We start from the raw sequence: 12,672 nt of genomic DNA, 5'->3' as shown, positions 1-12,672 counted from the left end.
TGTTAAAATATTCCGTACTATTTAATGAGGTACCCCCCGTTTTTGGATTGCAGCGCCAGGTTGTTGATACGGACGATCGTATTTAAGATCAGCTCCAGTGAATCGGCCCTCATTACTTTGCCTGAAAAATAGATCCTTGTAACCGCGCGCTGCTCGTAGGTTATAGGTACATGATATTGCTGCTCCAGTAATGTCAGTACTTCTTTTAGCGGCGTGTTATCAAACACAATACAATCTTCATATTCCTGTACACCATTACGTGGCGGACCTGCCAGCGCCGGTATTTTGTTAAACTTATTAAGATCGCTGACCAGCATTTTACCGCTGTGCGGATCATATACCAGCTCCTCACCCGGCTTTAAATAAACATCATTTACGTGGCTGCCTGTTTGCCGCACCTTTACCTTTCCATTGTATAATCTTACCTGCAGGTTGTTGCCGGAAAGGGAGGCTACCCGGAAGGAAGTACCCAGCGCGGTGGTGATGAAGCTGCCGGTGTTTACGCTGAATGGTTTTGCTTCGCTGGCCGCTACATTAAACAGCCCTTTGCCTTTCAGCATTACTTCCCGGTTAATATTATAAGTAAGTGAATCGTATTGCAGTAAAGCGCCTGGTTCAAGCACTACGGATGATCCGTCTGCCAGCTGCAATTGCAGGGTTTTCCCCGTAGGCGCCTGGTATACTTTCCATACCGGTTTTACAGGTGCGGCAGTGGCAAGCGCAGTTGATGCCGGTGCACCGGTATGTTTTACCTGCTGCCACAGGAACAGGCCTGTTAGTAATAATACACTGGCGGCTGCGGCTATGCTGCGCCAGGGCATTTTGCGGATCCGCGGCTGTTTGGCAAAGGTCTGCGCATATACTTCCTGCAGCATTTCGGCAGTATAAGTATCAGGGTATACGCCCTGTTCAGGGGCCGTTTCCCAATCCTGCGCCCACACAGCAGCATTTTCGTTTTCAAGCAGCCAGTCCATTACCTGCCTGGCCTCCTGTGGTGTACATGTTCCTTTATAAAACTTTGCTAATAATACCTCATCGGGCTTCATGTACTGAATTTATTGTGTATCGTTTATATGTACACTGCCAAAGGCAGTTAACCCCTACGGGTAACAATTCCTTAACACATGCCTCAGGCATTGAGCAGTATAAGCAGGAAAATAAGCAGCCCGGAAGATACCTGCCGCATTTGATGATTGGCTTTGGTGATATGGTTTTCTACGGTTTTTACTGAGATGGATAAGGTTTCCGCTATTTCCTTGTTAGATAATCCTTTCTGTACCTTCAGCATAACAATCCTTTTCAGGGTAGGGGATAAGCGGACGGTCAGCTTTTCGAAGTAATCATTTATTTCAAACTGGCTGGTTGCAGCAGGAGCGGTTTCACCACCCGGGTACTGCTCTTTTGAATATTGCAGCTCTCTTGCTTTTTTCCTGTTCTCCTGGCGGATGTGATTAATGAGGATGGATCTGGCAATAATATATACCTGCTTTTCAAGCGGATGGTGCTCAGACAGGCTTTCCCTGTAATGGTGTATGCGGATAAAACATTGCTGGGTAAGGTCTTTGGCCACTTCAGGCACGCACCTACGTTTAATGAAAAAATTAAACACCTTTCCATTAAACTGTTCATACATTGCTACAAAGGCTTTTTCATCCCCCTTTTTAATAGATAGAATGTCAGTTAGCTGGTCCATTACATTCCTCCTTTACAGAACATGGGAACAAAAATAGAAATATGCAACCGCGCAATGTATTATGGTCTCATTAAGTTTTTCCATCCCCCAAACTTCATAATCTTTTAACATAAAGCATCGCTGCCCTTCTCTAACTTCACACTTTAAAAGCGTTCTCCCAATTGCTCATTAGCCAACATGCGTGAACTAACTGATAAGGAATTACTGCAACGTATCCAGCAGAATGATGTATCTGCATTTGAAACGCTGTACCTGCGCCTGTGGGAATCATTGTTTGTATTTGCCATGAAGCGGCTGGGATCAGAAGATGATGCGGAAGATGTGGTGCAGGAAGTATTTGCCAGCCTCTGGGCCAAACGCCACTCCCTGCAGATCCGCGAAAATTTTGATGCCTATCTTTACTCCGCCGTTAAATATAAAGTGATCAACAAAGTCGCAGCCATGCTGCAAAACCCCGAAAAGCTGGAGCTGGTGCGGGAATCCCTGCTGCCCGCTGTGGATAATGCCGCTGAAACATTACAATCCAAAGAATTACAGGCTATTGTTAACCAGGAAGTACAATCCCTGCCCGAAAAAATGCGGGAAGTATACTTATTATATATAGAACAGCACCGCTCCGTGGCCGACATTGCCCGCGTTCTCTCCCTCTCAGAACAAACCGTACGCAACCAGCTGGGCCTGGCCAGAACCCGCTTAAAGAAGTCGTTACAGCACGCTATGCTGTTCACTTTTCTTTGTTAATATTTCCTTAACATTCGGATATGGTTAAAAGGTGGTTTTACCGGACATATAGGTAAAGACGCTTTTTTAATGGACATAAACGGGTTTGAACAGGTTGTAGAAAGATATCTGAACGGAGAGGCTACCAATGAGGATCTGCTGCTGATAGAACAATGGCTGCAACAAACAGGCAATAAAGCGTACGAGCTAACAGCAGAAAAGAAAAAGATCATTGCCGCGCACCTGCTGCCGCGGTTAAAAGCCATTACCCAAACCGCAGCACCTGAAGCGCGGAAGCCCTTACAGCTGTTCCCCAAACGTTTGGTACGTATTGCAGCGGCCATCCTGGTGCTGATTACAACCGGCACACTGGGCTGGATCTTCCGGCAGCCGCTGGCAAACCGCATTGCACCCGTAGCAATGAACACCATTAAAGCAGGGCCTTATGAAATAAAAAAAGTACAGCTGCCGGATCAGACAATGGTTACGCTGAATACCGGCGCATCTATTAGCTTCCCGGTTGCTTACCGTGGCAAACAGCGCACAGCTACCGTAGAAGGCGAAGCTTTTTTTGAAATAGCAGCAGATAAACATAAACCCTTTATTGTACATACGCCCACGCTGGATGTAACTGTACTGGGAACCTCCTTTGTGGTAAAGGAACAACAACACTTTGCTACCGTAAGCGTAATAACCGGTAAGGTAAAAGTAGCCGCCGCAGAACAACCACTGGCAGCGCTGGAAGCCTGCCGGCAGGTGCAGTATAATAAACAATCGCACAAGGCAGCATTGCAGCCTGTAGATGTACAGCAGGTAATGGCCTGGACCCGGCATAGCTTTTCTTTTCAGGAAGTGCCGCTGGAACAGGTACTGCAGGCCATTGCACAAAAATGGAATGTAAAGCTGGAATTACCGGGCGTAGCATCCGGCAAGGAGTTCTCCGGCGATTTTAGTAATAACGATAGTTTGGATGATATGATGGCAGCCCTGGCGCTGGCCACCGGCATTCATTGGGAAAAAACAGGAACAGGGATCATCAGGATAACCTATCCCTAAGAAAGCCAGCACCTCCAGGTGAGCAAGTTTAAGAACGTAATTTTTTTCATTGTAAGCAATGAACGGGGCATCGCATTTTTAAAAATAAGTGAACGCATAAACAACCAGACAATAAATACTTATGTACCGGACAAAAAAAGTTTTTACAAATTGGGGCAATCGTATGCAGCGCGCCTGCATACTGATGGCAGGTTTGCTTCTATGCCTGCTGCCGGCCATGGGTTTTACCCAAACGGAGAAATTAGCTGAGAAAAGAATATCTATTGAGCTGGCAAATGAAGAGCTGACAGCAGCCATCCATAAAATTGAGAAAAAGATCAACGCTCATTTTATGTATGATGCATCTGAATTAAAAAAGCTGGATAAAAAGATCACCGGCACCTACCGGAATGAAACGGTAGCCATGGTGCTTTCAAACATCTTATCCGGTACCGGTTTTGGATATGAGCAGCTGAAAGAAAAAATTATTATTCATAAGCTGGCCAATACACAGGCGGGCAATAAAACCACGCCGGCCGGCGCCAGCAGGGAAGATATTGTAGTGCGCGGCCGGGTAATGGATGAAAAGGGAGAACCTTTAATAGGTGTGAACATTAAAGCTAAGCATAGCCGCCAGGGAACGGTTAGTGATAAGAATGGTTTTTATACCATTACACTGCCTGCTGACCAGGGTGTGCTGATCTTCTCTTTTGTAGGCTATACCAGCCGTGAGATCACCGTGGAAAGAACACAGGTGGTGGATCTCCGGCTGGCGCCTGACTCAAAAGGCCTGAATGAAGTAGTAGTAACTGCTTTGGGAATAAAACGCGAAGAGAAAGCGCTGGGTTATGCCACTACTGTAGTACAGGGAGAGCAGCTTACAGAAACGCTGCCTGCTAACTGGACAGAGGCTTTATCCGGAAAAGTAGCGGGCCTTAACCTGGTAAGATCAAATGCAGGACCCACCGGTTCCAATAAAATTATTCTGCGCGGCGAGAATAACCTTACCGGCGATAATGAAGCGCTGATAGTAGTGGATGGAGTGGTAATAAACCAGGGCAGCGGCCGCCGTACCGGCGTTGCAGGTGAAAGTGCATATGGCACCGGCAGCGATAATATGCCGGCAGATTATGGCACTGGTTTAAATGATATTAACCCGGAAGATATAGCTACAGTTACCGTGCTGAAAGGCCCCGGTGCAGCAGCCCTGTACGGGCAGCGCGGCGCTAACGGAGCCATTATTATCACTACAAAATCAGGCAGCAGCAGAAGAAAAGGATGGGGCGTTACCTTTACCTCCAACGCATCCAAGGAGCAGGTGAACCGCTGGCCTGACCTGCAGTATGAATACGGACAGGGACTGGCCGGTGCGGATTATTATTCTTATGGCGCGTCTGCTGACGGCGCCAGCACCAGCGGTACCAGCTCTGCCTATGGCCCACGGTTTGATGGACAGCAATTTTACCAGTATGATCCCGTAACACAGGCGCAGGGCACTACAAGAACACCCTGGGTGCCTTATAAAAATATAAACAAGTACTTTAACACCGGGCAAACCCTCACCAACACCATTAGCCTGGATGGTGGTACTGATAAAACCACTGCACGTTTTTCCTTTACCAATGTTGCCAACGATTGGATAGTACCCAATACCGGCTATAAACGGAATACTGTTGCATTGTCTGTAAACTCAAAAGTGAATGATAAGCTGCAGATCTCGTCCAAGATCAATTACACCAATAAGTGGAGCGATAACCTGCCGGGATCAGGCTATGGCAACCAGTCTATCATGTACTGGTACATATTCTGGCAACCCAATGCCAATATAGACTGGCTGAAGAACTACTGGGCAAATGGCCAGGAAGGGCGCGCCATAAAATATCCATATAGCTCCTATCCGGAAAACCCCTATGCAATAGCCTATGAGTTTATCAACAGCTCTAACAGGCACGGGGCCACAGGCAATGTGCAGGCAGTGTACAGCATCACCAATGAATTAAGCCTGCTGGTAAGATCATCTGTAGACTTCAGCTATGAAGGGCGCGAGCAGAAACGTCCTTATGATGCCGGTACAAAATACCCTCATGGCAGCTACCGCACGCAGAATATTTTTTCTATGGAAGCCAGCAGCGACTTCCTGCTGAAATATGCAAAGAAAGTAAATGAGGATTTTGACTTTACCATAACCGCAGGCGGCAGCACGCTTACCAATAACTATAACAGGGATGAGGTGCGTGCAGACTCGCTCGTGTATCCCGGCATCTATACCATGGCCAATGCAGCCGGTCCTTTAGTGACCATGCCCTGGAAAAGTAAATACAAGATCAACAGCTTTTACGGCATGATCACAGCTAGCTATAAAGACTTTTTGTTTGCGGACCTCACCGGCCGCCAGGACTGGAACAGTGTGCTGGCTTCCCCGGACCGTACAGACAATGCAGGATTCTTTTATCCTTCTGTTAGCTTGAGCTTTATTCCATCTGAAGTATGGACGCTGCCAAAGTTCGTCAACTTTGCAAAGGTGCGGTTCTCCGCATCCAGCGTAGGCAGCGGGCAAACCATACCTTACCGTACCGCCTATACGTACCCCACTGCCGGAAGCCAGTACAATGGTGGATTAGACAATCCTACCACATTGGCTAACCCGGACCTGAGACCGCTGCGCACTATTACCTATGAAGCAGGTGCGAATGTAAAAATGCTCAATAACCGCCTGGGCTTTGACCTGGCCCTGTATACCGGCAGTACCAAAGACCAGATCCTGGAACGTATTGTGGACCGTGCTTCCGGCTATGCGAAAGAGATCATTAACGTGGGTAAGGTGAACAACAGCGGCATAGAGCTGGCTGTGAATGGTACGCCCTTAACCATAAAGAATTTTAGATGGAACACCAATATCGTATTCTCCTCAAACCGTAATATCATTAAGGAATTGGCAGATAGCTCAGTGGTATTGCGTACCGGTAACGTAGGCGGCGGCCAGATCGTAGCCAAGCAAGGCGGCACTATGGGCGCGCTGTACGGAAAAGGTTATGTACGCGCACCGGATGGGCAGATCGTATATGACCCTAATACAGGTTTTGCGCTGCTTTCAGAAGATGTGAAATACCTGGGTAATGTTACTCCCAAATGGAAGCTGGGTTTCAGCAACGATTTCCAGTATAAGCAATTTCATTTAGGCCTGCTGTTCGATGCTCAGTATGGCGCCGTAGCGCATTCGCTGATGCATTACAAGATGGTGGAACAGGGCAAGCTGACGAAAACACTGCCCGGAAGGTATAGCGGAATTATCGGCAATGGTGTAATAATGGAGGCTGATGGTAAATACCGTAAGAATGATGTAACGGCAACGGATGTAGATGGCTACTACCGTTCCCACTGGGGCGCGGATAATGCGGAAGGCAGCACCTTCAGCACCGATTTTGTAAAATTCAGGGAAGCCCGCCTGGATTATACCGTGAACTCGCAAATGCTCAGGAGACTGGGTTTGCAGAAGCTGCTGATAGGGATCTATGGCCGCAACCTGTATACCTGGTCAAAATGGCCCATGTTCGATCCTGAATTTGGTACGCTTAGCGGATCGGATATCCTGACGGGTTTTGAGGTAGGGCAGTTCCCCTCCACACGATCCTATGGCATTAACCTGGTTGTTGGACTTTAATCTGAAAAATAATGCAACAGATCATACATAAATTAATGGTGGCTGCAGGCTTGTGCACTATGCTGCTGGCCGCCTGTACTAAAAATTTCAAAGAGATCAATACCGATCCGAATAATACCACACAGGCCCTGCCGGAACAGCTGCTGGCGCCCGCACTGGTAAACACCTTAACGTACAACATGCGGCGGAACCGTGACTTCAACAATGAGCTGATGCAGGTGACCGTGAACATGAACGAGGCAGAAGGGCAGGTGTTCCGGTATGACTACCGTGATAACACATCCGATTATTTGTATAACGGCTGGTATACGGAGCTTACCAATTTTAAGGATATTTATAAAACCGCCAGCCAGGAGCTGAACTACAATGCATCCTACATGGGTATATCATTGATCTGCCAGTCGTGGATCTATTCCATGCTTACAGATACTTATGGTGATGTGCCTTATTCCCAGGCCAACTCCGGCAGGGACTCCTCCATCCTGGAACCTGCTTTTGACCGGCAGAAAGATATTTACCTGGATATTTTTAAGAAGCTGGACTCTGCCAACTCCCTGCTGAGCGCAGGTACTGCTATTAAGGCTACCAGCGACCCGGTATATAACGGGGACGTGAGCAAATGGCGCAAGTTCGGTAACTCCCTGTATTTGCGGCTGCTGCTGCGCCTTTCCGGCAAAGCGGAAGTAGCGGAGCAGTGTATTGCAAAAATTAAGGAAATAGCGGAAACAAACACCGGTAATTATCCGCTGATATCCAGCAATGCGGAATCGGCCATTTTGAAATGGACCGGTGCAGGCCCTTATGTTTCACCTTTCTATGCAAGCGTAAGGGAGCAGGATTTCAGAACGCCTGCCATTGCCAGCTTTTTCATTGATCACCTGCGCAGCTGGGGTGATCCGCGTATTGATATTCCCGTTTATGGCACCGATAATACTTTTAACAGGTGGGGCATTGCCCCTTACTCAGGCTCTTACCAGGGCGTGGCCAGTGGTTATGCGCCGGGTGAGTTCCCGGTAAAAAAGTGCTATTTCTATTCCTATACCTCTGCTGTTTCTTTACAAACCGATCCCCTTACCGGTATGATGCTGAATTATGCCGAAGTACAGTTCATGCTGGCTGAAGCAGCTGTAAAAGGCTGGATAGGCGGCGCTGCAGGCACTTATTACAATAATGGTGCATTGAACAGCATTAAGCTCTGGTTGCCCAACTGGCCGGATACCGTTAAAACGACTATTCACAACATTGATGAGTACCTGGCAGCAGCAGATATCCAGTGGGACGAAGGCGCTTCGCTGAATGACAAGATGGAAAGGATCCATCTGCAAAAATATTATGCGTTGTTCCTGGCCGACCTGCAGCAATGGTTTGAGTACCGCCGCACCGGCCACCCGGTATTGCCCAAGGGAACCGGTTTGAAAAATGGTGGCATAATGCCCGCACGGATGAACTACCCGGTGTATGTGCAATCTACCAATCCCACCAATTATAAACAGGCCGTGGCCGTGCAGGGCCCTGATGAAATATCCACCCAGGTATGGTGGCAAAAACCTTAAAAAAATAATACAATGCAAAAGAAGATAATCATATATGCCTTCCTGTTAGTGGCAGCTGTTTTTTCAGGGGGATGCAAAAAAGATAATTATCCGGGTGGGCAGATCAGCCCTTATATTGCCATATTTGATGTGAGGAACCTGTATAAAGGGCAGGATGTAAACCTTACTACCAACAACCTGTTCGGCTCTGACTACATTACCGGCGTGGTGGTATCAGACCATTCCGGCGGCAACCTGCCGGCGGGGCTGCTGATAGTGCAGGACAACCGCCGTTTATCAAAGCTGAGAGGCATTGCTATTCCTTTGGGCGATGCGGCTGCTGATTTTGTACCGGGTGATTCCCTTGTTATTAAAGTAACGGGCGGCGTGCTGAAAAGAGTGGATGGCATTTTGCAGATCACCGGTATTACAAAAGAAAAAATTAACAGGGTGGCTACCGGAAGTACGGTCCTTGCCAACCAGATCTCTACCAGCACTATACTGGCTAATCCCGATGAGTATGAAAGCAGCTTATCCGTAATTGTAAAAGGCGGTTTTGATCCCCTGCCGGCACCCGGTGAGGTATTGGCGGGTGATAAGATCCTGAACGATGGATTCGGAAATATTACGCTGCATACAGAAGCTGCTGCTGCTTTTGCCGATACTACAGCGCCGGTGCTTGCCAATTTTTACGGGATTATTTTCAATACAGCCGGGAAAGATGGCGCGCTGGTACCCCAGCTCCGTATGCGCAAAGCCAGTGATGTAGTAGTGCTCAGCTCCACCATCACCATTGCGCCGGTGTTGATAACCGGTTTTATGAGCGACGTGGTGAAAGGCAGCAAGGCAGATGGTAATTATGAATATATACAGCTAATGGCCACACGGGATATTGATTTTTCAGTAACGCCATTTTCTGTAGTAACCACTAACAATGCCAATGCCTCTACCCCAACAGGCTATCCTGCCAAAGGATGGGCTACCGGGGGATTACGCACTTATAAATTTAACCTTACATCCGGCAAAGCGGCTAAAGGCACTTTCTTTTATGTAGGTGGCACAGCAAAAATGATCAATGGTGAAGCATCAACGGATATAAGCGCTGCCAACTGGATAAGCCCCTATAATTACGCTACCAACGGCGGGGCAGATTTTGGTACTAAAACCACCAACTTACTGGCCAATAGCGGGAATGCTTTTGGAATGGCCGTGTTTGAAGGTACCACGGTAACCGTTGATACCGAACCTGTGGATGTGATCTTTATATCCACCGGTGGTAGCTTATACACCGCCGGCCCGCCTGCGCAGGGTTACCGCATTACCAATACAGACTGGTATGATGTAAAGAACCCTATTACGCTGAAGGATCAGCCGTTCTACCGGAGCGGTTCCAATACCCTGGCCCTTACCTATAATACCTCTGACCTGGGTATTTTTAATATGCTGGGAGGGGAATACCGTCCGTCTTTGGGACGATGGACAACCGCCAGGAGCCAGCATAATATTACACTCACTAAAACATCTGCGCTGACTGAAATTGAAGCAGAAGGATCTACCAAGCTGAAATGATGACTATCCTGTTATTATAAAAAAGAGCGTTGCAACCCGTGCAACGCTCTTTTTTAGTTAAGCCTGCACGGGTATTGCTTGGAAAGCATGTGGCAGAACTCCACTTATTTTCTTTAGATTTGCTTAGTTATTAAGCCCCAACATGAATAAGAGAGCAACCCCATGGATCTTTGTAACCTTGCTTGGTTTATCCATCGTATTCCTGTTCATTTTAGTGCTGTCAAATTATAGGTCCAGGTTTGAGGTACCGGTAACTACTTTCTTTTTCCTGCTTGTGATCTGTGATCTGGGCGCTACTTATTTACTTACCAGAGTGCTCAGGAGCGCGGCTTCCTATTCCGGCACTGTAATGAAAGGCAACCTGAAATTAACCGGGCCTGCAGTGGTGTTCTTTCTTATACTGCTCATTGGTTACCGGTTCAGGCCGGTTGAAAAAAGCCCGCTTTTTAATATGGCCATTTATGTAGCTGCGCCGGCTGGTGATCCGAACATGGTGGAAGGCATCATCAGCATTCTTGCTAATAACGATGTTATAAACGCTACGATTGATAAGAACGGGAAGGCTATGTTCCCTAACCTGAACCGGGATTACCTGGGAGACTCCCTTCACATTACCTCCAGGATTGAAGGATATAAGATCTCAAAAAATAATGATACGGTGCTGCCGGTGCCCGATGCCAGGGGCATACAGCTTAAGCTGCTGCCGGCGGTAGATTCAACATTGTATGTAGGATATATTTTTAAGCGTAACAATATACCGGTGGCCAATGCAACGGTAAAATTTTCTGATCACCTGAAAAATGTACGAACAGATGAAGAGGGCATGTTCCATGTTTACCTCCGTGCAAAACCCGGGGAGCGGACAGATGTTATGGTTTTCAAGGATCAGGTAATGTGCTATTCAGATAAGATCTATTTAGGGAAGAACATTAAAATTGTTATTGATGATTAACCGGCTGGCCGCGATAATAATGGCAGCGCTGCTATTTTGCAATTTGCCTGCTTTTTCCCAGGCAAAGGAATACGGTTTTCAGTTTGAAGTGCTGCTAAGCGGCGGTAAAACAAAAGCTGCCGCCAACATCACTTTTTTGTTTAACGGCAGCCGGCAATCCACCAACACGCAGGGAATGGCCTACATTACGCTGGACAACCGTAATGCGCCACCCATCAATATACGCCCGGTAGATGAAAGGGAGTACACCATTGTTGGCAATGAAACCATTTACCTGCCACCCAATGCTGATATTATAACTACCGTTACTATTGTGCGCTCATCCCAAAAAGAAGCGGCAGCCGCGGAAGAAATAACCAAATTATACCGGCAGCAGAAAATGGATAGGAAGGAAATGGATAGCATCAGGCGGGTAGACCAGGCCATGTATACCCAAATGCTCAGCAAGCAGGACACCATCCTGAAAACGGTGATGAAAAATTTTAAAGTAACGGAAAGCGATCTGCGTTCTGCACGCGAGCTAATGGACGGCAGGGACAAATACTTTGGCATTATATCCGGGAACCTGGAAGGTTACCTGAACGAAGCAAAGGATGTAAGAGATGCTTTTCAGAACCTGGTGATGTATTCACTGGAAAATCCCAAATCATTCAAGCTGCTGGATTCTACGATAGAAGTATATAACCAATACTACAACCAGCTTAATAATACGAACGCCGAATGTGAAAAAGCCGTGCTGGACTACTGGAAAAGCTATGAGCTGTCCATGAGCTATCATAACCTGGTTGATTTTTCCATTAATAATATACACCGGGCCAGCATTATACCGCTGAATGCTTCCCTGATCAGGAAAATAAATATTTACCTGAATGAGCCATCCAAAAAAAAGCGGAACACTTTAAAACAGGAGCTGACCCTGGAATTAAACAGCATTCTGCCTGTTTTTGATAATAACATTGGGATCCTGGACGTAAAAATTAAAGGCTTTGTAACCAACCTTAGAGCAAAGAGAGATTTTCAGGGAGAATGACAGTTTTTGTTTAACCTCTAAAATTTTTTTATGAAAAGCATCCCCTCTGTACTTTTAGCGGCAGCGCTATTACTGGCTGTTTCCTGCGGTGATTCCCTGGGTGACCTGGGAAACCTGGTAGGCAATTATGTACACAATTTTTCCAATCAATGGGAGGTGGTAAAAGGCAAACCCACCGGCCTTTTTTTCTTTAATGTCTCTAATGTAGATAGCACCAAGGGCACCGGCAACCTGGATATCAATGAAAATACCCCGGGGGAAACATTCCTGCTGAAAGGCACCTTTGATAACCTGAAAGTGAGCATCCATTATCTTACAGACGATGAGCGTAAAGCTATTGATGGCATAGATTCCAATGGCCCGCTGGCCGGCACTGCTTATAGCGGATTGCTGGATACCTTACGCAAGCCGGTGTTATTACGGATGCTGAACACCGCAGACCATACGGATTCCCTGGTGCTTAAACAAGGATTCTAAAGC

General features: G+C 47.1%; 10 protein-coding genes. 8 read left to right on the top strand and 2 right to left on the bottom strand.

Going from position 1 to position 12,672, the window contains the following annotated elements; all coding sequences use genetic code 11:
- Positions 1-17 precede the first annotated feature (17 nt).
- A complete protein-coding gene (locus BMZ54_RS00815) occupies positions 18-1,046 on the bottom strand; it encodes a FecR family protein (protein ID WP_089906261.1) in 1,029 nt (342 codons plus the stop codon).
- Positions 1,047-1,129: 83 nt separating this feature from the next.
- Positions 1,130-1,693 (bottom strand): RNA polymerase sigma factor, encoded by a 564-nt coding sequence (locus BMZ54_RS00810; RefSeq protein ID WP_089906260.1) that lies wholly within the window; start codon positions 1,691-1,693, stop codon positions 1,130-1,132.
- 177 nt (positions 1,694-1,870) lie between these two features.
- Here BMZ54_RS00810 and BMZ54_RS00805 point away from each other — a divergent pair, with 177 nt between their 5' ends.
- The 8 genes from BMZ54_RS00805 to BMZ54_RS00770 all read left to right on the top strand — a co-directional run bounded on the left by BMZ54_RS00805 (position 1,871) and on the right by BMZ54_RS00770 (position 12,669).
- Positions 1,871-2,434 carry an RNA polymerase sigma factor gene (locus BMZ54_RS00805; protein ID WP_089906259.1) on the top strand — a complete coding sequence of 188 codons (564 nt, stop codon included), beginning with the start codon at positions 1,871-1,873 and terminating at the stop codon, positions 2,432-2,434.
- Positions 2,435-2,503: 69 nt separating this feature from the next.
- The gene (locus tag BMZ54_RS00800) at positions 2,504-3,469 is read left to right on the top strand and encodes a FecR family protein (RefSeq protein ID WP_089906258.1); all 966 of its coding nucleotides are present in this window, start codon (positions 2,504-2,506) and stop codon (positions 3,467-3,469) included.
- Positions 3,470-3,632: 163 nt separating this feature from the next.
- Entirely contained in the window at positions 3,633-7,109 is a 3,477-nt protein-coding gene (locus BMZ54_RS00795) for a SusC/RagA family TonB-linked outer membrane protein (protein ID WP_238386446.1), read from the top strand.
- A gap of 11 nt (positions 7,110-7,120) precedes the next feature.
- Positions 7,121-8,662, top strand: a complete 1,542-nt coding sequence (locus tag BMZ54_RS00790) for a SusD/RagB family nutrient-binding outer membrane lipoprotein (RefSeq protein WP_089906257.1) — start codon at positions 7,121-7,123, stop codon at positions 8,660-8,662.
- Positions 8,663-8,674: 12 nt separating this feature from the next.
- Positions 8,675-10,210, top strand: coding sequence for a DUF5689 domain-containing protein (locus BMZ54_RS00785; RefSeq protein ID WP_089906256.1), 1,536 nt, complete (start codon positions 8,675-8,677; stop codon positions 10,208-10,210).
- A gap of 142 nt (positions 10,211-10,352) precedes the next feature.
- A complete protein-coding gene (locus BMZ54_RS00780; protein ID WP_143080871.1) occupies positions 10,353-11,162 on the top strand; it encodes a peptidase associated/transthyretin-like domain-containing protein in 810 nt (269 codons plus the stop codon).
- Between the two features lie 19 nt (positions 11,163-11,181).
- Positions 11,182-12,192 (top strand): hypothetical protein, encoded by a 1,011-nt coding sequence (locus tag BMZ54_RS00775; protein WP_143080870.1) that lies wholly within the window; start codon positions 11,182-11,184, stop codon positions 12,190-12,192.
- Positions 12,193-12,222: 30 nt separating this feature from the next.
- Positions 12,223-12,669: a hypothetical protein gene (locus tag BMZ54_RS00770; protein WP_089906253.1), complete on the top strand. Its 447-nt coding sequence runs from the start codon at positions 12,223-12,225 to the stop codon at positions 12,667-12,669.
- Positions 12,670-12,672 lie beyond the last annotated feature (3 nt).

Source organism: Chitinophaga rupis (assembly GCF_900109685.1).
GTDB classification, from domain to species: Bacteria; Bacteroidota; Bacteroidia; order Chitinophagales; family Chitinophagaceae; genus Chitinophaga; species Chitinophaga rupis.
The sequence above is the reverse complement of the archived record's forward strand: the minus strand, read 5'-3'. Positions and strand labels throughout refer to the sequence as shown.